A 25,137-nucleotide genomic window follows, 5' to 3' on the forward strand; every position below is an offset into this window, starting at 1 on the left:
TAAGAATGATACTATTTTTTTTCTGTGGGATGCTATTTGCCGGTTCGATTGCAATTCATGGGCTGATGGACGGATATAATCCGATATTAAAAACAAGCAATAAACGATATGATGCACAAATTGTTAAGCGTTCTAATGCGTACTCAATCTATCGTTTTGGACCTTATTTTACCAGTTCAAGCACAAGAACGGCGGATAGCAATGGAAACAAATACCCTAATGACTATGTAAGAGTGATGCAGACCAAGACAACCAAGACCGGCACCTATGCAAAATTAAGGTATTTCAATCAAAATATTGGTTGGATGAATGTTAAGGGACTCAAACCCGTTAGTTTTTCTCAAATAGCAACAGCGACTATGAAACAATATGATGTCAGTGGAAGTGCTATATTGGCTTCAGCAGGCAGTAAACACACTGTCACTGTGAATAATGGATTTGCCAATGCAGCAAAGAAAACTGCCAATAGTAGTGACGGCACTGTACTATATCCCTTAGCATCCCTCCAAAAGGCAATGACGGGTGCAATCATCCAACAATTGATAAGTAGTGGCAACTTGTCTGCCGGGACGAAATTAAGTCGTTATTATCCGCAGGTAAAAGGCAGCAGCAATATTACGATTCAGCAAATGCTGTCAATGTCATCCGGCCTGGATAATAATGATACGACACCGGCTAAGGTGATGACTGAAAATCAGGCCTATACAAGCATGTTGAAACGTTTAGAGTCAACGGGCAAGATGGCCTATGATTATAGCGATGTTAATTACGTTTTATTGGCAGGCATTATTGCTAAGGCAACAAAGCAGAGTTATGTTTCAAACCTAAAGACAAGAATTATTAATAAACTTGGCATGAAAAATACAAAGGTTGTTGATAGTAATAATATTGATACGTCCTCAATTGCATTAAGTTATTCTCGAAAGGCAACAACGGATTATACCAGTCCACAATCGGTTTCACTCCCAAGACTCTCTGCAATTCCCGGAGCGGGCAATATGCTCACGACACCGAGTGATTATTACAAGTTTATCTTAGGATTGCAAAACGGTTCCGTCTTAACGGCTAAGCAATATCAACAGTTGTTAAGCTATGGAACGGTTTATTCCGGTGGTATGTATGTTACCCAAAATGGTGTGAAGTACAATAACGGTTCGTTTGGTGGTCAGAGTTATCATTCGGGATATTTCGCAACTACTGGTAATTATCACATGGCCATTGTCTTCGAAAATCAAGATCCACTTGGTTTAACACCGAAAGATTTTGTGAAAAAAATGTATCAGGTTGCAACATATTATTAATTGGATAAAGATATAACCATTAATTATGATTGGTTATTAATAAAACAAGGAGTTGAGGCAAAATCATTTTGCCCCAACTCCTTGTTTTTAATAGCTTAAAGCCATTTGTTGTTTGTTGTGCCAGATTTTATAGAACGCATCTTCAGGCAATGAGTCCTGCTTTTTCGTCCAACAATCGTTAAAATAAATTGTTGAGTTGTTAAACCCCGTCATTAATAGGGCATGGGTGTGAAATCCGTCAAATTCACCAACCCATATGACAATGGGGTGACCTGTTGCACTTAAATACTGTTTTAGATTGGCCAATGGTTGACCGCTCAAATTGACAGCGTTTCCTGCATAGGTTGTCACTAAATCTGTGAGTGCAGATGGGTAAATACTATCACCATCATCAGTGAATGGATTACCAACAAATCCCTGATTGGGGTCAGTCGGATGGTAGGGCATTTCATGTGCCAGCTGAACTTTGTCAACAACGGCACCTGCATATTGAAGCATCATTGTGGTGGCAGTAATCTCGCAGCCGGTTGGGAGTTCTGGACGCTGAGCAATAACGGGAATTGATAGTTTCATTGATATATACGCTCCTTGATAAGTAGTAAATGTTTATTCTCTTGATATTATATAATGCTTCTAGTTTATCATTGTGATCAACTGTTAAAATGTTTCCGTTCTAAAAGAAAGAATAGTTTTAATGATGAAAGCGCTAACACAAAATGATATAATTAAATCGGTTTAATAAACGTATTGGGCGATTATTGACCATCATTATATTATTTCGTAATGGTCGGGTACCATTACTTGTTCTGGGGGAGTCTTATATGAAGAAATCACTTATTGTTGTAACGACTGTTTTGTCAGGCATTTTTTTCTGGGGCACAGCTAATCAGCAGGAAGCTTCAGCGGCATCGAAGCCTGTTGAGATTTATTTGACACGCCACGGGCAAACGATGTTTAACATTAATGGGCGTGGCCAGGGGTGGGCTGATAGCCCATTAACGGATACCGGGGTTCAAGTTGCACATCAATTAGGCTATGGATTATATGGCTTACATTTTAGTGCTGCATATTCGGTTGATAATATGAGAACGTTTAAAACAGCTCATTATGCACTTGACTCATCCGGCAATGGTAAGGTCAATGTGACTTGGACGCCTAATCTGCGTGAGGGTGGTTATGGTAGTTTTGAAGGTCAAAAATATGACGACGTCAATAAAATTACAATGCCGTTGGTACGGCCTGCAGGAACCTACACTGGACCGCAAGACTTTGGCAAAGCACAGCAGGCACTTGGTAAAGACTTTTGGCCGGCACTTCAAGATGCTTATCATGATGCGGAAACCGTTGATGGCGGAAAGTATAGCGATTCAACATTACCAGCCAGCCTAAAAGCCGAATCAGCCAGTCAGGTTATTTCGCGGATGGACACTGAATTAACCTTTATCGCTAAGAAAGCTGCTAATAAAGGCGGCAACGTGTTGGTTGTCAGCTCGGGTATGTCCATTCCTGAATGGTTGTCTGCCCAATCGAATTATACGGTCAATGATTTTGTAAATTGGGGCAACGAGGCTGTTATGAAGGTCACATATAAAAATAATCAATTTTATTTTCCAAAATATGTGACTAGCGATACGCTCCTTTATACAATCAATAAGGGAGCTAAGTTGCAACAGTTACCGGCAAATAGATTGAGCGTTAATCAATTTAAGTTGAAGAAAAATGTCCTCACCGGAAAGACTTCTCAAAATGCTTCATTGACGGTCTTGACCGATAAAGGAGCGACATTACAAACTGCCAAAGCCAAGCCGGCCGGCACCTTTGGGTTTAAATTAACCAAGAATGCTTTGAACAAAGTTAAGCATTTCAAGCAGTTTAAAGTATTGTCAACGCCAGCCGGTGCCAAGGCATCATTGAATATGAACACCGACGTGGTGACTCAAACTGTTTTTGGCAATAAAACAGCGACTGTTAAGGTCATCCAATAACTGGTTTGGAGAATAGAAGCGCAATGATGTTTAACGTTTTTTAAAATGCCAATTTTGCGATTAAACAATAAAAGAGGCTGTGGACTTGATATGACCGTCCACAGCCTCTTTTATTTGTTCGATTAATATAATTCTATAATCCAGTTTTTCTCTTTATCTGCATCATTTAAATAATCGGGATGGTCAAGCAATTCGGTATTAACACGAGCAACCTTACCCGATTGAGGGGAGTGGATATCTTCTACTGCTTTAGCGCCCTCAAATGAGAAGAATTCTTCGCCGACCCTAACCTCGTTTAGATTTTTAGGGAATGACGCGTACGAGATTTGACCGATTTGATTTCTGGCTTCGTCGTTTAGTCCAATACGGGTATGTCCTTCTGAAGTTTCTTCCTGCCATAAATAGTTTGAATCATCAATTGGGTTTGCCATGTTAATCATCCTTCCTGTTGTTTCTGTTGATAAACCGGATTGACCATCAAATCTGCCATTTGCTCAGGTGTCAGCTTTCCGATATTGTCTGCCAAATGGGTGTGACTAAAAGCTTCTTCAAGATTATCTTTTTCAAATGGGACGCCGGCTATTTTATTTTCAATTTCTTTTAGATTACCATTGGCTTTATTGAAATCACCAAAAATTTTGGCATGTGAAACAATGCCGTCATTAACTGAAAAGCTGATTTCGACGTTACCGACACCTTCATAATGATTGGAATGGAAATTATCATCGTGATAACGTTTTCCCATTGTCCAAGTTTCATCCTGATAGTCATGACCGGTGATGTCGTTGACTTTTTGCCAGTCAATTTTGCTCATGACGTGAGTTGGAATTTCTTTAATGGTATCTGTTTTAAAAATTTCTTTTAAAATCATTTCTGTTATGTCGTCAATTGAAATATCTTGATACTTGGCGGAGAAGTAAGGGCGAATATTTGTTACCCGGCTGTGAACCGGTTTAACCCCCTTGGAAGCCAATTTAGATTTCGGCGGATTTAGTGCTTTATCGGCAGCGTCCAAATTGACATCAATCATCAAGGTACCGCCACAATAAAAGCGATTGCCGATTTTAAAAGCTGCCATTCCGGAAAATTTCTTACCATCGACGGTGAGGTCGTTTCGTCCGGTTAAGGCTGCGTTAACACCCAGTTTTTTTAAAACGTTGATAATAGGGGTAGCATACTTTTTAAAGTTCATATAGTTAGTCCCGTCATCAGTGTCCACAAAAGCATACGTCAGATTGCCGGAATCAACGTAAACAGCACCACCGCCACCGGCTCGGCGGGTGATTTGAATATGATTTTGTTTGATATAATCCAAATTCAGTTCGGAATACACATTTTGATTGGCACCGATAACAACCGATGCTTTAAGAGGCCGAGACCATTCGAACAACGTATCCGTAAATTGACCGTTTGTCATTAAATACCGGGAAACACTTTCAAACATCGTTGGATTTCCCATGTACTGGGTACCGGTAGAAAGATCTACATATCGCAACTTATCACGTCTCCTTTCAATTAAGTAACCGCTTTCGTAGTTAAGTATAGCATTTCCCAAAATTTTAGAGAAAGAAAGGGATGTTTTGATAGGAGTTGATATCGTCGGCCTCAGGAACTATAGTTAAGAATGTGATTTTAGTTGATCTAATTAGTACATAAATGGGGGCTTTAATAGAATATGAAACGATTTTTAATGATTTTTTCAACACTGGCAATTACTGCAGTGATTGTTTTGGCGTTATTGGCTGGCTTTGGTTCAAGAAAAACAACCTATGCAAAGTATAAAGCAATCGGCTCAACGGTCAATTGGCATGAGCCATCGGAAAGTCAGCCGTATCCGAATTTGAAAAAAGAGTCAAACCTTTGGATATACGTCAGTACCAAAAACCAACGTGTTTATTTGCATGGCAATGGTCAGGTGATTTATAAGATGTACTGTTCAACTGGGGAGGCCTCATCGCCAACACCCAAAGGGACCTTTCACATTCAAGCCCAACGTGGCAAATCATTTTATAATGCGGCCTCGGGTGAAGGTGCCAACTACTGGGTATCATGGTTGGATCATGGCGTTTACCTTTTCCATAGTGTGCCAGTGACCAAGACTGGGCAATATATCCCCTCCCAAGCTGAAAAATTAGGAACGCCGGCATCTCATGGGTGTGTTCGCTTAACGGTTGCCGATGCTTATTGGATGTATAAAAATATTCCTTATGGGACAAAAGTTGTTATTAAATGAAAAAATTAAAACGAGGGACTGAGTCAAAAGTGAATTTGATTCAGTTCCTCGTTTTTATAAAAATAAAATAATATCACTAAAATGCGTGACAAAAACCGACCTTGTGCTTTGTTGGCACACGATGTTTCTAGTATACTTCCACAATCCAGTTTTTATTTCGATCGGCACTATTGATCAGGTCGGGCTGATAAAGTAGTTCTGTATGAAACCTAACGACTTCTCCACTTTCCGGAGAATGAAGAACGGTTGTATCGCTAACGGTATTGGGGCTCTCAAGCGTCAAGAAGTCATGCCCATCACGAATTTCTTTATCGGATGTTGAGAATGTGACTGAGGAAATTTCGCCGAACTCTTCACGGGCGGCATCACTTAAGCCGATCCTAAAGTTGCCGTCAGTGGCACGAGCTTTCCAGAAGTAACGTGAATCATCAATTGTACCAGCCATGTTAATCATCCCTTCACGGTTTTATTCTTAACCTCTATTATCGGTCTTATTGTGGAAATTTGATAGGAAAAGGGCGTGGATTTTTTCAGAATATTAAAAAAGGTTGGAATTTATTCTTTTTGATACGGTCTTGTTCAGAATCAATGATTATCGGTTGCACGTTTTGAAGTAAATTTTCAGCTGTATTATCGTGATAGTCAAACAACGTTGGAGCAAGAACTTTTCTGCTTCAACGTTGTTTGACTTGTTTTATAAAATTTATCGGATATCTAAAGGTTGTTTACTGGTCGGCTTTGGAAACTGGGTATCAAGTTTTGCCAAATCATCATCAGAAAGTGTGATTAAACCAGCTTTTACATTGTCAACAGCGTGCTTAGGATCACCTGATTGAGGAATGGCAAGTGTACTGCCGTCACGAATTGCCCAAGCCAGCAAAATCTGCCATGGCGTTGCGTGATGCACTTCGGCAACTTCTTTAACGGCTGAATGATTGATTAATTGACCGCGTTCGTCACCAGCGGCTACCGGTGTGTAGGCAATCAAAGGAATGCCCTGCTGACGCTGCCAGGGAAGAAGGCTGTATTCGATACCGCGACTGCCGAGATTATAAAGGTCTTCGTTTGCGGCTACCTGATCGCCACCCGGCAAATCAAGCAGCTCTTTCATATCGGGGAGGTCAAAGTTGGAAACACCCCAGCGCTTGATTTTACCCTTTTTCTGCATTAATTGGAGTGTTTCAACGGTTTCACTTAATGGAACGGCGCCTCGCCAGTGATAGAGGTAGAGGTCCACGTAGTCGGTGCCGAGCAGCTTCAAACTGGTATCTAAGCGGTGCTCCATTCTATCAGCGGAGGCGTTGGAAGGAAGAACCTTGTCAATTAAGAATAAGTGATCACGATTAATATTGGCAATGGCTTCACCAACCAGCTTTTCACTGCGGCCGTTGCCGTACATTTCCGCAGTATCAATGACATTTGCCCCGGCATCGATACCGGCTTGGATTGCTTTGATTTCTGTTGAACGGGTTGCTGCAGAATCTCCCATATGCCAGGTACCAAGGCCGATTGCCGGAACCATTCTGTCGCCAAGATGTAAGTCTTTCATAAAAAATTAGCCTCCTAATTGATTAGAAATGTGTTTTCAACTGTTTGTTTTGCTACTTAGAAACATCGTGAAAACGTGACGCTAGGTTCATTATAGGAGTGAAAAACGGGTTAATCAATCAGTTCCTGATGCGTAACCAGTTAAAGATCTTTTCGGCATCTTTGAATGGCACATAACGGATTTCGACTTGTTCGTTATGATTTCCGTGGCGAACATTTACTCGCAGGTGTGCCAGTTTTTTATGGGACATCCAAATGGATTGGTTAAGACTGAAGGATTGGACATTCTTTTTGGGAATAATGAATTCGGTTCTTGTGAAAAGCCAACCGGATTGCATGATCAACTGATCGCCATGGAGTTGCCAGCCGGTATTACTTGATGAGTACCAACCCAGGAAGAATGCGATGATCAATAAAAGCAGACTGAATGCACCCCAGAGTCTAAAGAAATAGATGCAGCCGGCAATTGGAATAAGCGTCCAAAGAATGGCATTTCGAATAAAATAAAAATAATGTCGTTTTGGCAATCTTTCAAGGGAAATGAACTGATCCGGTGCCCAACTTACAAAAGGCTTTAATTGGTTAAAAACGTCGTGAGTCTTGATAACCGGTAAAATCATCATGTCATTGCCCTTATCATCATCTCCTGCCGAAGAAGCCGCTAACGCCTGAACAGTTGAAATTTTGGCCCACTGTCGGAGAACGTTTTGTTTAACCCTAAGGGCTTGGATGCGGTTGATAGGGATGGTGACAGATTTTCTTTGAAACAGGCCCTGGTAGGTTTTTAATTGGTTTGATTCGGAAGTTAAGGTGAATTTATAATATTTTTGAACGAGTGAAAAATAGGATCCCACCACCGCAATGATGACAATCAATAAGACAATCCCGCTGATAATCAGGATAGATTGCGAGATGATTTCCTTGGTGACCGTGTTGAGAAAATGTTTAGGGATATATTCCTGAATCTTTCCGTAAACGGCAGCGAGTACGCCCATTAATGGCAGAATGCCAAACGAAGTCAAGGCAAATACATTAAGATCATGAGGATTGATTTCGTAATGGTGAGTGGCCGTTATTGAAATTGAAGAATCAACTGCTGGTTTTGCTGATTGATCTGTTGTTAAGCCTGGCATCGTTGAATTTCCCTTAACTGCTAAGCGTTTGCGCTCGATTTCTTCACGAACGCTTTCGGAAACGACCGGTAACGTGACTTCAGGACGATGACTTTCGTGACCGGCCGTCTCAATTTTTAATTGTTCCAAATGCAGTGGTTTCAAAAAGAACCATTGACTGCGTTGGATTGTCTGAATCCGACCATAGGGGATGTGCGTGTGACGTTTAACAAAGATACCGGAATTAATGGTTATCATATCGCCGCCGATTTGAAAGGTGAAAAAGAAAAATTTCAGTAATCCGATAATAATAACCAGGCTCAATAGTGTTCCAATGACGACCCAGAAGTTGGTTCGTTGAGACGGAAGGGCGATAAGGGCAAAAATTCCCCAGTTAAGAATGCCTTTGTAAGCATAGTAAAATAAAGAAAATGGGTTTAGATGCTGCTTGGGAGCTTCAGACGTCATTTTCTTTCACCTCCACGGCCAGTTGCATGATTTGGCGGCGTAATTGCTCGGCTGTTTGTGGTTCCAGCCCGTCAATCTTGTGGGAAGTTGAGGCAGTTGTAATTTGAACTGTTTGTAACTTTTGTGATTGAAGGATAGGTCCAGCTGAAAGGGTGACGTCCTGCACACGTGCGATTGGAATTGAAACAAGCTTTTTGAAAATGTAGCCGGATTGTAATTCAACGGCATCGGCGGTTAGGTTATAGCGCCAAAAGGCATAACGGTACGAAACCAATATCAGCTCAAATATGAGATCAATGATCGCAATTGCACCAAAGCCTATTCCCGGCCAAAACAACCACTGCCAATTTAAAAAAATGAATGCGATGTAACAGCCGATTGCAATGATAAGTAGGATGGCAAAGTTGATGAAGGCGGAGATCCGCCAAACGTTTTTAATCTTTTCTGGTAAATGGGTTCCTTCTGTCAAAATAAATCACTCCTCTTAATATGTATTGCCCTTACGTGAAGTGTACAGAATAGCTATTGAAAAATCCAATTCTTATTATGTTATTATTGTTCTTTTGTGTAGACACGCCGAGAAGAATGGCGTTATACTATCTTTTATGCGGTCTACGACTTTAAAAAGGGGATGATTAATTGTCAGTAAAAGTAAGGAACGCCATTATTGTGCTGATTTTTGGAAATTTTTTGGTTTGTATCGGGATGAGTCTGATTTTTCCGGTGATGCCGTTTATTAAAAATGAACTTCATCTGTCGGCAACCGATATGGGTATTATGAATTCACTATTTGCCTTTGCGCAATTGATTGCCTCCCCAATTGTTGGCCAGATTTCCGATCGAATTGGTCGAAAGCCTGTTTTGGTCTGGGGATTAGGGCTATATATGATTTCTGAAATTCTATTTGCGGCAACAAATTGGTTGTGGATGTTTGACATTTCACGGACAATCGGTGGTTTGTCAGCCGCAATGGTCGTGCCAACAACCAACGCTTTGGCAGCGGACTTAACGACGCCAAGGCAACGGGCCAGAGTGATCGGTCTGCTTTCGGCAGCTTTTAGTGGTGGCTTGATTTTAGGCCCGGGGATTGGTGGCTTTCTCGCTAAAATCGATTATAAAACACCGTTTTGGTGTGCAGCTGTCTTAGGGTTGCTCAGTATGATTTCGCTACAGGCCATGTTACCGAGTGAAAAAGAAATTGAAAGTATTGCAAAGGATAGTATTGTCCCACCGATTTCGAAGGGGCCCAGCCGTGCAACTTGGAAACAAACTAAGCGGTTATTCAGCGGTCCTATGAAAATCTTATTTCTGTTGATTTTGATATCATCATTTGGATTAGTTGGTTTTGAGAGTATTTACAGTTTGTATGTCAATGAGGTGTTTGGATTTACGATCGGCAATATTGCCCTGGTACTAACGCTGAATGGGTTGTTATCACTGATGTTTCAGGCGCTTTTATTCGACCGTTTGGTGACGTGGCTAACAGAGAAACGTTTAACCAGATATTGTTTCTTCTTAGCGGCTGCCGGAACGGTTTGGATTATTCTCGCTCACAGTAAACTTGAAGTGATCATTGCAACTTTGATCGTCTTCACATCATATGATCTCATTCGACCGGCAATCACAACCCTTTTAACAAAGGCAAGCGCGACCGGACAAGGTTTGATTAACGGCGTTAATATGTCACTAACAAGTGTTGGTAACATCATTGGACCGATTATGTCGGGGGCCTTGTTAGACATGAACTATCATGTTCCATATGTGATAGTGGCAGCGTTTCTGGCTTTGTCGTGGTTGATGACGTACATGGTTAAGGATCATTTTACTGTAACAATTTGAGGTGCCATCTGCATTAGAAAGCGCTTGAAAATGGTTTATAAAACAGTCAGTTTGGCCCTTTCTACCAAGCTGATTTTTATTTTTAAAAAATATTAGTTTTGGTTGACAAAGACTAACTAACTATCTATAATTCATTTTGTTAGTTTAATCAGGAAGAGACTAACTAAATAATAAGGTTAAGGAAAGTGAACAAAATGACTTACAATTCACAGGAACTTTTAAATCTTTTTGGCCGTTTATTTCAACAACGTGCTTTCATGTCTGCCGCAATTAAAAGCGTTCAATTTGGACGTTCCCAGGATCCGCAAAAGAATCCAAATCAGTTGCGCGTTCTTCATGAACTGGCGGAAAAGAAAGCATTAACGAATACTGACATTGTTGAAGCGTTGGACATTCGACCAAGTTCGGTCAGTGCGATGGTAAGTAAATTAGAGGCCGCCGGCTTAATCGAACGGCATGAATCCCCGGATGATAAACGGGTGATGCTGATTTCACTGACGGAAAAAGGGCAAAACATGATTAATGATTCTCGGCAGTTCACGGATCAACTATCCGAGTCGCTTTTCTCGTCACTGACGGACGATGAACAGCAGCAACTTTGCAAATTATTGGGTAAATTGATTACCGATTTGGAACAAAAAATGCCGGAAAATTGGTCAGAGCCCAAAAATTTTGCGGATTTTATGAGAATGGCTCATGATTGGCACCACAATATGGACGGATTAAATCGTGACTTTCCATTTGGCGGATTTAATCGGAACCGGGATTAGGGGGTAAGATTATGGAACAGGTTATGCAGCAACCCACCAGGCCAAAGAACAAATCAAAATTCAAAATTAAGGGGTTTCTGCAGCTGATTGCGCAAATCAAGCCTAAGTATTGGCAATTGGGTGTAGGGCTTTTGCTGGGAATGATTGCCACGGGAATGCAATTAGCTGTGCCAAAGTTTGCCAAAGATTTGATCAACCAGTTGGGTCATCATCTCAACACGCAACTGGTTATCGGCGTGATTCTGCTTTTTGTGGCGAGTGCGCTGATTAGTGCCTTTTCTGGTGCAATATTGGGCTTCTTCGGTGAAAACGTTGTTTATAAACTTCGAGGGAAGCTATGGCAGAAATTGTTGGTATTACCGGTCAACTATTACGATGAAACCAAATCCGGTGAGATTACCTCGCGATTGGTAAATGATTCTACTCAAGTGAAGGATTTGCTTGCCAATTCTTTGCCGAATATGGCAACGTCACTTCTTCAATTGGTGGGCGCATTTATTCTAATGCTGGTTATGGACTGGAAAATGACCGTCATGATGTTTATTGCCGTTCCGTTGGTTATTTTGGCAATTCTGCCTGTGGCAAACAAATCTCGAAAGATTGCGCATGCCCGTCAGGATGCCCTGGCTGATTTTAATGGCTCGGCAAGTGAAATTTTAAGTGAAGTTCGGCTTGTTAAATCATCAAATGCCGAAGCAGTCGAGCGGCAATCCGGTCATAACCGCATTTCAAAGCTTTATCAAATCGGGTTGAAAGAGGCAATTTATGATTCCGTCGCAGGACCATTGATGACAATGGTGATGATGGGGATGGTTGTAGCGATGTTGGCCTATGGTGCCAGCAGGGTAGCCCAAGGTACGATGGATATGGGGACACTGTTTTCATTTCTGATGTATTTAGTTCAAATGGTTGGTCCGTTTGCGACCCTCGGGCAATTCCTTTCAGCAACTGCCAAAGCCAGTGGATCGACTGACCGGATTCAAGAATTACTTGGCACATCAGAGGAGAATCAGGTTGATGGGCGCCCTGTTGATGCGCAAGGTCAAACATTAAGTATGAACAAAGTTGATTTTGTTTATGAGGACGGTAAATCTGTGTTAAATAAGGTTTCGTTTGAAGCTAAGCCAAATTCGATTGTAGCCTTTGCCGGACCTTCAGGCGGTGGTAAATCAACGATCTTTAGTCTGCTGGAACGTTTTTATCAGCCAACTGGCGGTACAATCAAAATAGGCAACCTGAATCTTGAATCGGTTAACTTGACGGACTGGCGGGAACAAATCGGATTGGTTAGTCAAGATGCTGCTATTATGGCTGGAACGATTCGTTACAATTTAACCTATGGTCTCAGCGGTCAGTATTCGGATGAGCAGTTGTGGCACGTTCTTGAAATGGCGTACGCTAAGGAATTTGTTGAGGCGATGCCGGATGGGCTGGATACCCAGGTTGGTGAGCGGGGTGTTAAAGTCTCTGGTGGTCAACGTCAACGTTTGGCGATTGCCCGAGCATTCTTACGTGATCCTAAAATTCTGATGCTGGATGAAGCAACTGCCAGCTTGGATTCGGAATCGGAAATGATGGTTCAAAAAGCGTTGGAAAAATTGATGCATAATCGAACCACTTTGGTCATTGCGCACCGTTTGAGTACGATTGTGGATGCCGATCAAATCTACTTTATAGAAAAAGGTCACGTCAGCGGTCATGGCACTCATAAACAGTTGGTAGCGGAATTACCATTATACCGTGAATATGTAGAAAATCAGATGAGTATGTAATTTTGTTGACGTAAAACGACTATCAGAACTTTGACAATCATATTATCGGTTAGTGATACGAGTCCGTTTATAAGGCTTAAACGATAATAGTTTGATAGTTAAAGAGGGTCTCAAAAATCTAGTTATTGATTGTTGAGATCCTCTTTTGGATAGTTAATCATTTTATAATGAACATTTTTTTATTTTTCAGTAAGATTGGCTGTCAAAATTCTCAGAACCATTTGTTGTTCTTAGCCATATTAACCGCTTCTAAGCGATTGTGAACGCCGAGTTTACTGAAAATAGCTGAAAGATAATTACGGACGGTACCGTTAGATAAGAAAAGCTTTTCAGCAATTTCTTTAGTCGTATCACCATCAGCGGCGGACTTTAGGACGACCATTTCCTGATCACTCAAAGGGTTATCCGCCGCGTTAACCATATTGCGAACTAATTCTGGATCGTAAATTGTTTGGCCGGTCATGACATTTCGGATGGCTGTTACCAAGTCATCGCTTGGACTATCTTTCAAAAGATAACCGCTGACTTTGGCTTTTACCGCTCGCGCAAAATAAGCCTTTTGAGCAAAAGTCGTTAAAATAATGACTTTAGTTGCTAAATGGGCTGCCAGGATGTCATCGGCAACATCCAGTCCGGTAGCTTTTGGCATTTCAATATCCAAAATGGCAATATCCGGTTTTAATCGATTAATATCCAGCCAAGCTGTTTGACCATCACCACTGGTACCGAGGACTTTGAGATCGTCTTCTAAGTTCAGAAGCTGTGCAAGTGCTGAACTCAACATACTTTGATCCTCTGCTAAATACAAGGTAATCATTTTATCTCGGTCTCCTTTGACCATCGGGCGGAAACGAGTGTTCCGATTTTGTTTGATTGGATATTGAATTGGCCACCATCGGCTTGAACGCGTTCCTGCATCCCTAATACGCCATGAGAACCCTCGCGACTATAGTTAATACCATGGCCGTTGTCTTGAATTGTAACTTGATAGGAATCGTTGTCTGGTCGACTGAAAGAAATCAGCACCAAAGTCGCTCGACTATGACGAATGACATTGGTAACCGCCTCTCGCAGGATTGGCGTTACTTTAATTTGAATAGCAGTCGGCCATTTATTGGCATCCTGTTCGCTTTCTGTTTGAAGGTTGATCTGAGCTTCTTGAAGATTCTTTTCTTGCTTAATCATTGACTCGTCAATCATTTCTTGGCGAAGATTATTAACAATATTTCTGACCAATTGAAGGTTTTGACGACTGGTATCAATAATATCATCGAGTTCTGCAGGGACCTTTTCCGGCTGTTTCTCGAGTAGTTTTTTAGCAAGTTGGGACTTAACGGTAATCATTGAAAAGGATTGACCAAGTGTATCGTGCAGGTCCCTGGCGATTCGTTCCCGTTCGCCGCGTGTAATGACTGATTGCAAACGTTGGTTGGTGTGGGCAAGGTCCTGCATGTGCTTGATGGACCTGGACAAACTATAGGCAAAGATTGGTGAGAATAGTGGGAAAACAAATAACCACAGACCAAGGTTCACAGGATTCAGAATTTTCAAATTAATCATTTCGCCAATAAATGTCGCATAATAAACAGTCGCGAAAAGCCTAAAGTAACGTTTTGGCGCGTAAGCTAAAATGGATGAAATTTGCCATCCTGGAAAAATCATGATCCAGAAGTTATTGTCAAAAAATGTAAAGATCATTCCGATCAGCGTCTCAGTTATCATACCGGCTATTTGGTATTTTGGGGAGGCAGAAGTGATCACGAAAGCAATCAGAAAAAGAAAGGTCATTCCAACCCAGAACCAATCGCTTGACGTTTTGGGAGGAAATTTGTCTGAAATGTCCTCTATCAAAAAGATTAGCCAAATATACGAGTACCAATAGGTTTTTAAATTAGACCGCAGTCCCTTGATCATTTTTTAGTTCTCCACTCTTTTGAACCAATTTGATCAGTACAAAAATCAGTACTAATATCAGTACTAATATGATAACGGTCCAAATGACTATTCCCATAATATCATGAATTGGTAGGGATTGATTATTGATCGCAAGATTGATCATTTTGCTGGTGAGGTAAGTCGGTGTGGCTTTACCGATGGTCTGAACCCAATTCGGCATCATCGAGATTGGCCACCACAAGCCGCTAATGATGGCCAACGGAAAGACGGTTAAGTTTGCAATAATGCTTGTCAGTTGAGGCGTTTTGGCAAATGAGGAAAGAACGCCAACCCCCATGATTGGCAGCGTACCAAGAACAGCAATGACGATGACACTAACAGATTCACCTAACGAGAGAGTGATATTCCACGTTGATTTTGCGACAAGCTGCATTAAAATAATGGACAGCACATTGACAAGTGACATGATAATACCAATTGAAATATAGTAGTATTTGGTTCCTTTAGGTGTGAGTGATAATGCCGAGAGCAGTTTGTGCTGACGGTCGTTCTGCATAATTTGTCCCAGCCCAAACATGGCGTTAATCAAGACACTGTACACGATCATACTGCCAAGGTATTGCTTGGCAAAGACCAATTCCTGAGCAGTGGTTCCCGAAATCAAAACCTTTGTGAATAGGACATAGAAGCCAATTGGCATTAAGATGGTGAAAAATAAATAGCTGAAGTTTCGTAAAAAAACGCGTTTTGCATTAAAGCTGATTTGATATCCCAATGTTTTCATCTTAATGATCCCCCTTATTTGTCATTTCCAAAAAGATTGACTCCAATGATTCACGCGTAATCGTGATGTCATGCAGCTGATCGATAAAAGGCAATAGTGCCTTTAACGTTAAATCGGTATCGTTACTGATTAAGGTCATATTGGCGTCGGTTTGAGTGGCGGATTCAACAGCTGGTAAATGTGTGAACAATGATCGTTCCAGCTGTGTGTTGAAATTGAATTGACCATTATCATGGTGGCTTTGAAGTGTCTGCCAAGTACCAACGTAACGAAATTGCCCGTCTTGTAAAATGGCGATTCTGTCAGCCACTTTTTGAATTTCCTCAAGATAGTGGCTGGTAATGACAATAGTGACGTTTTGCTGACGCAACTTTTCAATATAGCGCCAAAAATTTTGCCGAGTTTCTGCATCCATACCCACGGTTGGTTCATCTAAAAATAAGAGTTGCGGATTTGACACAATGGCACTGGCAAAACTGACTTTTCGACGTTGTCCACCGGATAGTTTATTCATGAGTTGATTTTGAATATCTGAAAGACCAAGTTCCTTTATGACTGTTTCGGGATTCTTGGGATGGGTTGCTTGTGCCGCAAATAACTTAATGAACTCGTTTACTTTGACATTGTTAATTTGTAAATCATCTTGAAACATTGTGGCCACTTTTTCTTTAACAATGGTGCTTCCCGGTTGGCTGTCCAAAACGGTAATGGCATGATTGTGGGAGCTTAAGATGCCCTGGATGAGATTGAGCAGGGTGGTCTTTCCGGCACCGTTTGGACCGACCAACCCAAAGATTTCGCCTGATTGAATTTGCAAATTCAGATGATCAAGTACCCGCTTATTAGGGTATGCAAAGGATAAGTTTTTTAATTGAATAGCAGCTGTCATGTTGCCCGCCTCTTTCTTTTATCTATTTTTATAGTAGATGCAACGAATAAGTTTGTTAACGAAACAGCATTTGTCATATAGGTCACTTCTTTTTTCTACCTACAGTCATAGTATATATTGATAGCTATTTGGCTTGTAGTAAGGATTGTCATGAATAGGGATGACAAATGTCACATGATTCACAATGAAAAAAAGATTTTTTTCATTGTGAATCATTTTCTTGCGAAGTATAATGTAAGCGGATACAAAAAAGAAAATGGAGGCACTTATTATGGCAGAAAAAGTAGCGTTGGTTACAGGCGGCGGTCAAGGAATTGGTGAAGCAATTGCAACACGGTTACACGAAGATGGCTTTAAGGTAGCAGTTGCGGATTTGAATATCGATAATGCAAATAAGGTAGCCGCTAAATTATCGCCGGATGGCAGTCAGGCCATTGGCGTTAAGGTAGATGTTGCAGATCGTGATTCTGTCTTTTCTGCTGTTAATGAAACTGTGGATAAATTGGGCGGCTTTGACGTGATTGTCAATAATGCAGGCCTTGGACCAACCACACCTTTGGATACCATTACACCGGATCAATTCCGACTCGTATACGGCGTTAACGTTGGTGGCGTTCTCTGGGGTGCTCAGGCCGCTCATCAAGCCTTCAAGAAATTAGGACACGGCGGTAAGATTATCAATGCAACTTCACAAGCCGGTGTTGTTGGGAATCCTAACCTGGCCCTTTATTCAGGAACCAAATTTGCAGTTCGTGGGATCACTCAAGTGCTTGCTCGTGATTTGGCTGAAGAAGGTATTACGGCCAATGCTTATGCACCAGGTATTGTTAAGACACCGATGATGTTTGATATTGCACATCAAGTTGGTAAGAATGCCGGTAAAGACGATGAGTGGGGCATGCAACAATTCGCAAAAGATATTGCTTTGAAACGATTATCGGAGCCCGAAGATGTTGCAGCTACTGTCTCATTCCTTGCTGGTAAAGATTCTAATTATATTACCGGCCAGACAATTATTGTTGATGGTGGGATGCAGTTCCATTAATTAATTAGTGTGTCGGTTAAATAAGGACTTATTATTAAGCTTACGAAGGGTCAAGGCAAAATCTGCTTTGGCCCTTTTGGTGTGTCCATACTTGTCTCTTAAATTGATGGGGTGAAGCCAGTCAGCATACTAACCTTTACGTGATTGATTTAGCTTCTTAAGTCGCTTAAGATAATATTTGATGCACCTTTAGAGGAATTACATGCCATCAAATCAAAAAGTCGTCAATACGGAACGAAAGATTAAATCGGCTTTTATTTATCTGACAGAAACAAAGGGAATAAAAGCGATGACTGTGAGCGATATTACTAAATTTGCCAGGATTAACCGCAGCACGTTTTACACGCATTATCATGATAAAACAGCGATGGTGAGCGATTTTGAAGATCAGATATTAACTCATATTGAAAAATTAGTGTTGGATCATTCGGATGAAAAAATCGGCTATCAGGATGTTTCTGAAGGGACACTCCACGTCTGTGCGGCGGTTGAAACGGTCGTTGATTATCTCAATCAAGAATTTAACATGTCCCGAGCGTTATTGGGCCCGAGCGGGGATTCCCAACTTGAGACAAAAATCAAGAAATTATTGGGTCGACTAATTGATAGGCAGTTGGTTGAGGTGAAAGGGCACACCAGGCCGACTAAAATCCCTGATAATTTTGCTCGAGAAATTATTGTTTCGGGATTAATGAGCATTATTAAGGTTTGGCTTACAGAAGGTAATCCCGAGACGCCCAAAGAAATATCAACCATTATCATGAAGACCAAGTATCTGAGCCCCCCTTGACCTTTTAGGCGTTAAAAAGACATAGGCTGGAATATTCGGGTGTCTTTTTATAACGATGCTTAAAAATGAACTATTCACAATTTAAATAAAAAATATATGCAATTAATCCTACTGTTAATAGATAATTAAGGATTTTTTTTGATTTGCTGTAAACACTATTTCACAATTTGATGAACGATGATATATTGAGGCCAAGAATCCAATTATTCTTAAGGGGCGGCCAAAATGTTAAAAGAAGTTCACATGCCAAAATTAGGCCCAAAGTCTGACGATTACTTTTTCGGTGAGTGAATCAAGAACCCCGGGGAAGCTGTTAAGCAGGACGATATCCTATTTGAGGTTGAGACAGATAAAGTGATTAGTCAGGTTGAAAGTGAAGAAAATGGTGTTTTAAAGGAACAGAAGGCTGCGACGGGTGATACGACCAAGGTGGGAGATTTAGTTGCGACAATCGAAGCTTCGGATAGCTAAAGGGGAAAATCACAAATTGAAAAGAAAGAAGCATCAAAGAGGTCGGATTGGTTAAAAGTGACATATGATCAAAAGAAAGTTGACCAAATGAATCAATTGTTGTCCGGTTTGAAACTGAACACGGTTTGTGCGGAAGATAATTGTCCCAATTTGGGCGAATGCTTTGGGAGTGGGACAGCTTCGTTTATCATTTTAGGCCCTAACAGTATCCGGGCCTGTCGATTCTACGATATTCCCCATGATCACCCAAGACCTGTTGATTTAATGGAACCATATCGGGTTGCCGAGGCTACCAACGATTGTAAGTCACGTGGTTGTTACCGGTGCTGATCGAGATGCCCTGCCGGATTTAGCTGCCAAACCGGATGTTTTTTAACCATTGTATGGAAATGATAAGCTCAATTACGCCAAAAATTCGACATCATGTTATTTATGATACCTCACTATATGTAAAGCAGTATGTGCCAAAGACGACCTTCGTCAAAACAGGGATCATGCTTGACCTTGGTGAAACTGATGAGGCAGTTTGCGGAAAATGATTTATTTACCCGTGACGTTGACTGACGTTTATCAGCAAACTGTTAATTTGAAGGAGCAACAACCACTTTGGTCGGTTTTGGAGTTTAAAGAGCGGTTATTATAAGCGGTTTAACGGCTGGATAATATCAAAAATATCAGCTGACTGACCAAGATGAAGACAGGATTTCGGCGATTGCAACCCCACGTTTTGCAAATCCCGAATTTATTTCTGGACAGAGCAATTATTTGAACATACCGGCAAATGTTACTTTAAAGGCGATGGCTTGGCACAGATCAGCTATACGCTTAGTAATCATCAATTAAAAGGTATTCGATTATCTGGCGACCTTTTCAGTAACCTGGATAGGGATAGCTTTGAATCGGCTTTAATCGGTACTGTTTTTGATCAAAAAACAATTTCGGAAATTATTACGAATCAGCTTGATACAGCGCCAATTATGGGTATCAGTGCTGATCAATTAACATCGATGCTATTTTCGTCAGAATTAAATTAAGGTATTATGGTTTTAGGAACTGCTTGAGTTTAGTAATTAAAAGTGGTTTTTAAGGCTTTTTTAATTTTATGCGTTGTTCCCAGCTTCTGATTTGGTATCACATTAATTGATATGTTACGATTTAATTGGTTTATAAAATGATTGGAGATGTTTCACATTGGACGGATTACACTCAACAATTACCTTGAATAACGGCGTTAAAATGCCGCGATTTGGTTTAGGGGTTTGGAAGACCGATAACCGGACGTCTCGTGATTCGGTTGCAGCCGCAATCAAGAATGGCTACTTGGCAATTGATACTGCACGACAGTATGGTAATGAGCAGGGAACCGGTGCTGGCATTAAACTTGGCTTGGAACAGGCAGGATTAAAGCGTTCCGACCTATTTGTGACAACTAAGCTTTATAATGGTGAACAGGGAGATTATGATCAGGTTTCTAAGGCGTTTGAAAACCAACTAAAAGATTTAGGACTGGATTATGTTGATCTTTATCTGATGCATTGGCCGGTAGATAAGACTTATATTGAAAGTTATCATGCAATGGAAAAATTGTATCGTGAGGGTAAGGTTCGGGCCATTGGTGTTTCTAATTTTGATAATGACCGAATGGAAAAATTGCTTGAAGAAGCCGAAATCATACCGACTGTTAACCAAATGGAATTCAATCCAACTAACCAGGAACATGAAATCTTGGCCTTTGATCAAAGCCACGATATTGAAATGACAGCGTGGTCACCACTTGGTGGCGGTGAGTCTTTGACCAATCCGGTCATTGATGCGTTGGCTAAAAAGTATGACCGTTCAGCTGCTCAAATTATCTTGCGCTGGGAATGGCAACGTGACATTATCACGGTTGTTAAATCTACCCACGAAAAACGGATCATTCAAAACAGCCAAATCTTTGATTTTTCATTAAGTGATGAAGATGTTCAAAAAATCAACGAGCTTGATCAAGGAAGACGTGGCCTTTGGTATGATGACTTTCAGTGGCATAATCCAAATGGAAAGGTTGCCAATGGTATCGATCAATGGCCAGATACTAGAAAGTAATTGCTTAAAATAAGGTGTTTTGGGTAGAACTTGGATTAACGATAATCTGTTAAAAATTCACTATGTAAAATACGAATAAAAAATATTCTTCCAGGAAGATTCAGAAACGATTTTTGAATTTTCCTGGTTTTTTAATTTTTGGAGAAGCCACTTTGAACGCCGGGACTAAGAATAAGTATGAATACGATAATGGTTGGTAGTGCCCAAGGCAGTGACCGAATAGACAATAAAATTGGATCTTGAAGAAATTGGCCTGGGTAAATGATAAGGCTAATTAAAAAATTGCCAATAATTAAGATAAACGAATGATGGACAATAAAAAAGAATGTATTCGATTTCGTTCTTAGACTAAGGTTGAAAATTTCCGTTTTGTTTCGTGATAGTTGATGTGTTTTGTTATTTGTCGAATAAGCTGATCTTTTGGCTGATACACATGCAGCCAGAGTTGCCATAAGTGGGATTTGTTCAAACGAAAGTGTGCATATTAAGAGTGAAATGAAGGTCCGACTTTTTTTAAAAGACCGGCAAGCTCACCGACATATCTAAATAGGGAAGCCACTGCTAAGAAGATAAGGAGAATATAAAGGCAACGAAAAGTTGTTGAGACATCTTTGTAATAATTAATTTTTTTGAACAGATTCCAAGTGGTCAATTGGATCACCTCGTGTCGTTATTTAGTCATTAGTAATAGATTAACAATTATCATGACTTGGTTCAATAACCCGTCTGATTATGATGCTTGTAAATCCTTTAACAGTAAGTTGGTTTACTGACCAAAAAATTAATTTTATTAATGACTGCATGGTTATTGACTGGGTAGTCATTAATATATATACTAAGGGCGAAAGAAAGAATAGGGCTTGTTCTTAAGTATGAGAGGTGTTAGCTATGAATGATGAACTTGTTTTAGAAACGAAAAATTTAAAGAAATCCTTTGGGAAGTTCCAAGCATTAAGGAACGTTAATTTACAGCTTCATAAGGGCGAAGTATTAGGTTTTATCGGACCAAACGGTGCTGGAAAGTCTACAACGATTCGAGTTATTCTGGGTCTGATTAAAGCTACGGGTGGCTCAGCAACTGTCTTCGGCAAAGATGTTTGGAAAGACTCGGTTGCCATTCATAAGAATCTGTCCTATGTACCCGGGGATGTTTACCTTTGGCCTAATTTGACCGGTGGGCAGACAATTGACTTATTGTTGCATATGTCCGGACAAAAGCATACAGCTAGAACAGATCAACTCATTAAAGAGTTTAAATTGGATACCAGTAAGAAGAATCGAACCTATTCAAAAGGAAATCGGCAAAAGGTCGCACTGGTGGCTGCATTCTCAACCGATGTTTCATTATATATTTTTGACGAACCAACTTCGGGACTGGACCCGTTAAATGAAGTGATCTTTCAGCAACACGTTGCCGAACTTAAAAAAGCGGGCAAAAGTGTCTTGCTTTCAAGCCATATTCTTTCAGAAGTTGAAAAGATGTGTGACACAATTGCCATTATTCGTGAGGGAAACGTGATTGAAGCTGGTTCGTTGGAATCAATGCAACATCTAACTCGTAATACAGTTGCCGTTCGAACGAAGAAGCCACTTGATGAGTTACAGAAAGCTGAAGGTGTCTATCAATTAAAATTCAATGATTCATCCAAAACAACTGCTGAATTCAGTGTTGATTCGGATCAGATTGGAAATGTTATGGACCTGCTTTCAGCAAAAACAATTGTACAGCTAAAAACAACACCGCCAACGCTGGAAGACCTTTTCCTGCGTTACTATCAGTCTGCCGACGATCAAAAAGGTGGCGATTAATATGACACAATATGCTCAAACAATAGCTTTGCTAAAAGCTAATATAAAACGCGATTGGCTAAAAATGACGATATGGCTGGTTGTTTTGGCAGGAATGTTTGTCGCTGTAGCTGCAAAGTTCGAGGGGATTTATGGTACACCCAAGCAGATTTCAACTATTGCAGAGACGTTGAAATCTCAAGCAATGGTGTCATTATTTGGCCCAATGACGACGGCTCATTTAAATACTGCCATTATTTTTGCATCTGAAATGATGGTCTTTTGGGGCATCTTTATGGTGATCTTCAATTTTTCACTGTCAGTTGGTGCGACGCGTGGTCAAGAAGAATCTGGTCTTACTGAAATGGTTTTGGGCGGTCATCCTGTTGGACGACTGGCGCCCCTTGCTGCAGCCGGTTTGGAATTAGTGATTGCCAACTGTGCATTTGTGATTGTCACGGGGGCCGGAATGATGGTGGCAAACATGCCCGGAAGTGATGGAAACGGCAATTGGTTATTTGCAGTAACATTAGGTGCGGTTGGACTAAGTTTTGGACTGATCTCACTTATTTTTGCACAATTGGTTGCCGATAGTCATAATGTTGCCATTTATAATTATGCGTTCTTTGGGATAACGTATTTGGTACGAATGATGACTGATGTTTCAAATTCAGACTATACTTGGTTCTCACCGTTTGGATGGATTGAGAAAACCGATATTTACACGAAAAATAATTGGCTGCCGGCGGGGTTACTACTGATGTTGGGAGTCGTCGGTTTTGCCGTTGCCGTCATCTTGAATGGCAATCGAGACATTGATACCGGAATTATTCAAGTCCGTGGTGGTAAACGTACGAGTCGATTTCTTCGTGGCTCCGGAACATTATTGTTTTGGAATCAAAAAGCAATTAGCCTTTTCTGGATTGTCGGTATGGCAGTCTTAGGCGCCAGTTATGGATCAGTCTTTAATAGTATTAGTAAAATTGTAAATGATTCGCCGGTTGTTCGCCAAGTTCTTGGTCAAAGCGGTGTTCAGCATCTCGAACAGAACCAACTCCTTTCGTTTGTTGGTATCCTAGGCGTGATCTTTAGCGTCCTGGCAGTTGTGGGCGGTGCAATGGTCATTAATCATCTCTACACGGAAGAACGTCGGGGATATTTACAGATGATTAATACAAAGCCTGAAAGTCGATCTAAATTATTAGCAACCTACATGATTTACGGATTTGTTCTGTCTGTTATTATTTTATTTGTAGCTTTGATGGCAACAATGGGAGCCGGAAACTCAGTCCTAAAGCATCCATTAGCATTTAAATATTTCTGGCGACTATTCATAGCAATGCTGCCAACGTTGGCGCTCTTTACCGGAATTCTGGTTGCGTTGATCGGTATTAAGCCAAAATGGCGGGCTGTTGTTTGGATTGCACTTGGTGGGTCGTTTGTGATTTCCTACTTTGGCAGACTGATTGATTTACCAGCATGGGCAATGAAACTATCGCCATTTTACTGGTTCAGAAAAGTACCGTTGGCACACATTAATGTCGCACCGGTAACGTGGATGCTCGGTATTGCATTTGTGATGATTGTGATTGGTTTCATTGGGTACAATCATAGGGACATTGAGAGTTAACATCGTCAAATGACGTAACAGTAGGCTGATTTCAAGGGAGGTTAATAATGGGAAAGAGACTACCAAGAGATCTGCAAAAGGAAAAGGCCATTCTTGCAGCAGCTGTTAAGGCTTTTGGAACTGACAGCTTCCGGGCAAGTACTGATAAAATAGCTGAATCAGCAGGTGTGTCAAAAGGATCTGTTTTTAGATATTTTGATAACAAAAAGAGGCTATATGTAGCAGCGGTCCACCAGGCGATGGACACGCTGATCTCGGTTGTGGATTTTAATGTTTGGACTGATTCCGATGATTTAGTCAGTATGATTATTCGAGCGACTAAATATAAAACCGAGTTATCACATCGGTATCCAAATGAATTTGCTCTGTTAACAAGGGTGTATACACATGATGTTAATGTTCCTGAAAAGCTCAGAAATGAAGTGTTTTCGACATTTAATAAGTGGGCAGAGCAGACGCAAAATATCATTGTAGACGCAATCGTTGATAAAATGACTTTACGACCCGAACTTGATGAAGCAACGGTAAAGCATTATTTATCTATTACGATTCAAGAAATTTCAAAACGCATTCAGGATTATTTTGAAAAGCATCCGGGGTTAAACCGAATAGAGGATATGACAGAAATAATTGATGAGGTCAAAAGTTATATGGATATGGTTCAATATGGTATAGTGAAGCGGTAATGTAGTGAAAAGAGTAACTCGATTTGAAAGAAAGAGTGGGTCACT

At 40.8% G+C, this 25,137-nt stretch carries 25 protein-coding genes; 14 read left to right on the forward strand and 11 right to left on the reverse strand.

Features of this window, described 5'->3' with window-relative positions:
- Positions 1–5 precede the first annotated feature (5 nt).
- Positions 6–1,301, forward strand: a complete 1,296-nt coding sequence (locus tag HMPREF0519_RS02960; protein WP_003634505.1) for a serine hydrolase domain-containing protein — start codon at positions 6–8, stop codon at positions 1,299–1,301.
- Positions 1,302–1,388: 87 nt separating this feature from the next.
- On the opposite strand, the gene HMPREF0519_RS02965 is transcribed toward HMPREF0519_RS02960, so the two are convergent.
- On the reverse strand, positions 1,389–1,874 hold the full coding sequence (locus HMPREF0519_RS02965) for a C39 family peptidase (protein ID WP_003634508.1): 486 nt from the start codon (positions 1,872–1,874) through the stop codon (positions 1,389–1,391).
- A gap of 248 nt (positions 1,875–2,122) precedes the next feature.
- Between HMPREF0519_RS02965 and HMPREF0519_RS02970 the strand changes: the two genes are divergently transcribed.
- Positions 2,123–3,286, forward strand: a complete 1,164-nt coding sequence (locus HMPREF0519_RS02970) for a histidine phosphatase family protein (RefSeq protein WP_003634510.1) — start codon at positions 2,123–2,125, stop codon at positions 3,284–3,286.
- Between the two features lie 122 nt (positions 3,287–3,408).
- Here HMPREF0519_RS02970 and HMPREF0519_RS02975 read toward each other — a convergent pair whose 3' ends face one another.
- Both HMPREF0519_RS02975 and lplA read right to left on the reverse strand, forming a co-directional pair.
- A complete protein-coding gene (locus HMPREF0519_RS02975; protein WP_003557368.1) occupies positions 3,409–3,726 on the reverse strand; it encodes a glycine cleavage system H family protein in 318 nt (105 codons plus the stop codon).
- Positions 3,723–4,781 carry a lipoate--protein ligase gene (gene lplA / locus HMPREF0519_RS02980; RefSeq protein WP_003634513.1) on the reverse strand — a complete coding sequence of 353 codons (1,059 nt, stop codon included), beginning with the start codon at positions 4,779–4,781 and terminating at the stop codon, positions 3,723–3,725. Before lplA ends, HMPREF0519_RS02975 begins: the two co-directional genes overlap by 4 nt.
- Positions 4,782–4,961: 180 nt before the next feature.
- Between lplA and HMPREF0519_RS02985 the strand changes: the two genes are divergently transcribed.
- Positions 4,962–5,519: a L,D-transpeptidase gene (locus HMPREF0519_RS02985; RefSeq protein WP_003634515.1), complete on the forward strand. Its 558-nt coding sequence runs from the start codon at positions 4,962–4,964 to the stop codon at positions 5,517–5,519.
- Between the two features lie 127 nt (positions 5,520–5,646).
- Here the strand turns inward: HMPREF0519_RS02985 and HMPREF0519_RS02990 are convergent, their stop codons facing one another.
- The 4 genes from HMPREF0519_RS02990 to HMPREF0519_RS03005 form a co-directional block, all read right to left on the reverse strand.
- A complete protein-coding gene (locus HMPREF0519_RS02990; RefSeq protein ID WP_225429115.1) occupies positions 5,647–5,964 on the reverse strand; it encodes a glycine cleavage system H family protein in 318 nt (105 codons plus the stop codon).
- 258 nt (positions 5,965–6,222) lie between these two features.
- Entirely contained in the window at positions 6,223–7,068 is an 846-nt protein-coding gene (locus HMPREF0519_RS02995) for an aldo/keto reductase (RefSeq protein ID WP_003634520.1), read from the reverse strand.
- Positions 7,069–7,186: 118 nt separating this feature from the next.
- On the reverse strand, positions 7,187–8,647 hold the full coding sequence (locus HMPREF0519_RS03000; RefSeq protein WP_003634522.1) for a PH domain-containing protein: 1,461 nt from the start codon (positions 8,645–8,647) through the stop codon (positions 7,187–7,189).
- On the reverse strand, positions 8,637–9,116 hold the full coding sequence (locus HMPREF0519_RS03005) for a PH domain-containing protein (protein WP_003557378.1): 480 nt from the start codon (positions 9,114–9,116) through the stop codon (positions 8,637–8,639). Before HMPREF0519_RS03005 ends, HMPREF0519_RS03000 begins: the two co-directional genes overlap by 11 nt.
- 170 nt (positions 9,117–9,286) lie before the next feature.
- On the opposite strand from HMPREF0519_RS03005, the gene HMPREF0519_RS03010 reads away from it, so the two are divergent.
- The 3 genes from HMPREF0519_RS03010 (at position 9,287) to HMPREF0519_RS03020 (ending at position 13,028) form a co-directional block, all read left to right on the forward strand.
- Positions 9,287–10,486 (forward strand): MFS transporter, encoded by a 1,200-nt coding sequence (locus HMPREF0519_RS03010; protein ID WP_035462213.1) that lies wholly within the window; start codon positions 9,287–9,289, stop codon positions 10,484–10,486.
- 194 nt (positions 10,487–10,680) lie between these two features.
- The gene (locus HMPREF0519_RS03015) at positions 10,681–11,256 is read left to right on the forward strand and encodes a MarR family winged helix-turn-helix transcriptional regulator (RefSeq protein WP_003557382.1); all 576 of its coding nucleotides are present in this window, start codon (positions 10,681–10,683) and stop codon (positions 11,254–11,256) included.
- A gap of 11 nt (positions 11,257–11,267) precedes the next feature.
- Complete coding sequence (locus HMPREF0519_RS03020; protein ID WP_003634525.1) at positions 11,268–13,028, forward strand: ABC transporter ATP-binding protein; 1,761 nt, start codon at positions 11,268–11,270, stop codon at positions 13,026–13,028.
- Positions 13,029–13,239: 211 nt separating this feature from the next.
- Here HMPREF0519_RS03020 and HMPREF0519_RS03025 read toward each other — a convergent pair whose 3' ends face one another.
- The 4 genes from HMPREF0519_RS03025 to HMPREF0519_RS03040 are packed head-to-tail and all read right to left on the reverse strand — an operon-like array spanning position 13,240 to position 16,597.
- Entirely contained in the window at positions 13,240–13,845 is a 606-nt protein-coding gene (locus HMPREF0519_RS03025; protein WP_040472642.1) for a response regulator transcription factor, read from the reverse strand.
- Positions 13,842–14,942, reverse strand: coding sequence for a sensor histidine kinase (locus HMPREF0519_RS03030; RefSeq protein ID WP_003634530.1), 1,101 nt, complete (start codon positions 14,940–14,942; stop codon positions 13,842–13,844). Before HMPREF0519_RS03030 ends, HMPREF0519_RS03025 begins: the two co-directional genes overlap by 4 nt.
- Entirely contained in the window at positions 14,920–15,708 is a 789-nt protein-coding gene (locus HMPREF0519_RS03035; protein WP_003634532.1) for an ABC transporter permease, read from the reverse strand. The genes HMPREF0519_RS03030 and HMPREF0519_RS03035 overlap by 23 nt, the downstream gene beginning before the upstream one ends.
- Position 15,709: 1 nt before the next feature.
- Entirely contained in the window at positions 15,710–16,597 is an 888-nt protein-coding gene (locus tag HMPREF0519_RS03040; RefSeq protein ID WP_003557398.1) for an ABC transporter ATP-binding protein, read from the reverse strand.
- 271 nt (positions 16,598–16,868) lie between these two features.
- On the opposite strand from HMPREF0519_RS03040, the gene HMPREF0519_RS03045 reads away from it, so the two are divergent.
- From HMPREF0519_RS03045 to HMPREF0519_RS03085, 8 genes are all read left to right on the forward strand, one after another.
- On the forward strand, positions 16,869–17,642 hold the full coding sequence (locus HMPREF0519_RS03045) for a (S)-acetoin forming diacetyl reductase (RefSeq protein WP_040472643.1): 774 nt from the start codon (positions 16,869–16,871) through the stop codon (positions 17,640–17,642).
- A gap of 202 nt (positions 17,643–17,844) precedes the next feature.
- Complete coding sequence (locus HMPREF0519_RS03050) at positions 17,845–18,432, forward strand: TetR/AcrR family transcriptional regulator (RefSeq protein ID WP_003634535.1); 588 nt, start codon at positions 17,845–17,847, stop codon at positions 18,430–18,432.
- Positions 18,433–18,723: 291 nt separating this feature from the next.
- Complete coding sequence (locus HMPREF0519_RS14255) at positions 18,724–18,903, forward strand: biotin/lipoyl-containing protein (protein WP_225429181.1); 180 nt, start codon at positions 18,724–18,726, stop codon at positions 18,901–18,903.
- A gap of 803 nt (positions 18,904–19,706) precedes the next feature.
- Positions 19,707–19,937 (forward strand): lipoate protein ligase C-terminal domain-containing protein, encoded by a 231-nt coding sequence (locus tag HMPREF0519_RS03065; RefSeq protein ID WP_003557406.1) that lies wholly within the window; start codon positions 19,707–19,709, stop codon positions 19,935–19,937.
- Between the two features lie 202 nt (positions 19,938–20,139).
- Positions 20,140–20,988 (forward strand): aldo/keto reductase, encoded by an 849-nt coding sequence (locus HMPREF0519_RS03070; RefSeq protein ID WP_003634540.1) that lies wholly within the window; start codon positions 20,140–20,142, stop codon positions 20,986–20,988.
- An 888-nt stretch (positions 20,989–21,876) separates the two neighbouring features.
- A complete protein-coding gene (locus HMPREF0519_RS03075; RefSeq protein ID WP_003634546.1) occupies positions 21,877–22,797 on the forward strand; it encodes an ABC transporter ATP-binding protein in 921 nt (306 codons plus the stop codon).
- Position 22,798: 1 nt separating this feature from the next.
- Positions 22,799–24,406 carry an ABC transporter permease gene (locus HMPREF0519_RS03080; RefSeq protein ID WP_225429116.1) on the forward strand — a complete coding sequence of 536 codons (1,608 nt, stop codon included), beginning with the start codon at positions 22,799–22,801 and terminating at the stop codon, positions 24,404–24,406.
- A gap of 47 nt (positions 24,407–24,453) precedes the next feature.
- Positions 24,454–25,092, forward strand: a complete 639-nt coding sequence (locus tag HMPREF0519_RS03085; protein ID WP_003634550.1) for a TetR/AcrR family transcriptional regulator — start codon at positions 24,454–24,456, stop codon at positions 25,090–25,092.
- The last annotated feature ends 45 nt before the right edge of the window (positions 25,093–25,137 follow it).

This window comes from Lentilactobacillus hilgardii DSM 20176 = ATCC 8290, assembly GCF_000159315.1.
Classification (GTDB): Bacteria; Bacillota; Bacilli; order Lactobacillales; family Lactobacillaceae; genus Lentilactobacillus; species Lentilactobacillus hilgardii.

What these genes read in the sequence shown, in the direction of transcription:
- HMPREF0519_RS03085 (WP_003634550.1), top strand. Translation starts at nt 24,454, where the DNA reads ATGGGAAAGAGACTACCAAGAGATCTGCAAAAGGAAAAGGCCATTCTT.
- HMPREF0519_RS02975 (WP_003557368.1), bottom strand. Translation starts at nt 3,726, where the DNA reads ATGATTAACATGGCAAACCCAATTGATGATTCAAACTATTTATGGCAG.
- HMPREF0519_RS03025 (WP_040472642.1), bottom strand. Translation starts at nt 13,845, where the DNA reads ATGATTACCTTGTATTTAGCAGAGGATCAAAGTATGTTGAGTTCAGCA.
- HMPREF0519_RS02970 (WP_003634510.1), top strand. Translation starts at nt 2,123, where the DNA reads ATGAAGAAATCACTTATTGTTGTAACGACTGTTTTGTCAGGCATTTTT.
- HMPREF0519_RS03045 (WP_040472643.1), top strand. Translation starts at nt 16,869, where the DNA reads ATGGCAGAAAAAGTAGCGTTGGTTACAGGCGGCGGTCAAGGAATTGGT.
- HMPREF0519_RS02965 (WP_003634508.1), bottom strand. Translation starts at nt 1,874, where the DNA reads ATGAAACTATCAATTCCCGTTATTGCTCAGCGTCCAGAACTCCCAACC.
- HMPREF0519_RS03030 (WP_003634530.1), bottom strand. Translation starts at nt 14,942, where the DNA reads ATGATCAAGGGACTGCGGTCTAATTTAAAAACCTATTGGTACTCGTAT.
- HMPREF0519_RS02990 (WP_225429115.1), bottom strand. Translation starts at nt 5,964, where the DNA reads ATGGCTGGTACAATTGATGATTCACGTTACTTCTGGAAAGCTCGTGCC.
- HMPREF0519_RS03075 (WP_003634546.1), top strand. Translation starts at nt 21,877, where the DNA reads ATGAATGATGAACTTGTTTTAGAAACGAAAAATTTAAAGAAATCCTTT.
- HMPREF0519_RS03040 (WP_003557398.1), bottom strand. Translation starts at nt 16,597, where the DNA reads ATGACAGCTGCTATTCAATTAAAAAACTTATCCTTTGCATACCCTAAT.
- HMPREF0519_RS03015 (WP_003557382.1), top strand. Translation starts at nt 10,681, where the DNA reads ATGACTTACAATTCACAGGAACTTTTAAATCTTTTTGGCCGTTTATTT.
- HMPREF0519_RS03080 (WP_225429116.1), top strand. Translation starts at nt 22,799, where the DNA reads ATGACACAATATGCTCAAACAATAGCTTTGCTAAAAGCTAATATAAAA.
- HMPREF0519_RS02960 (WP_003634505.1), top strand. Translation starts at nt 6, where the DNA reads ATGATACTATTTTTTTTCTGTGGGATGCTATTTGCCGGTTCGATTGCA.
- HMPREF0519_RS03020 (WP_003634525.1), top strand. Translation starts at nt 11,268, where the DNA reads ATGGAACAGGTTATGCAGCAACCCACCAGGCCAAAGAACAAATCAAAA.
- HMPREF0519_RS03070 (WP_003634540.1), top strand. Translation starts at nt 20,140, where the DNA reads ATGCCGCGATTTGGTTTAGGGGTTTGGAAGACCGATAACCGGACGTCT.
- HMPREF0519_RS03000 (WP_003634522.1), bottom strand. Translation starts at nt 8,647, where the DNA reads ATGACGTCTGAAGCTCCCAAGCAGCATCTAAACCCATTTTCTTTATTT.
- HMPREF0519_RS02985 (WP_003634515.1), top strand. Translation starts at nt 4,962, where the DNA reads ATGAAACGATTTTTAATGATTTTTTCAACACTGGCAATTACTGCAGTG.
- HMPREF0519_RS02995 (WP_003634520.1), bottom strand. Translation starts at nt 7,068, where the DNA reads ATGAAAGACTTACATCTTGGCGACAGAATGGTTCCGGCAATCGGCCTT.
- HMPREF0519_RS03035 (WP_003634532.1), bottom strand. Translation starts at nt 15,708, where the DNA reads ATGAAAACATTGGGATATCAAATCAGCTTTAATGCAAAACGCGTTTTT.
- HMPREF0519_RS03050 (WP_003634535.1), top strand. Translation starts at nt 17,845, where the DNA reads ATGCCATCAAATCAAAAAGTCGTCAATACGGAACGAAAGATTAAATCG.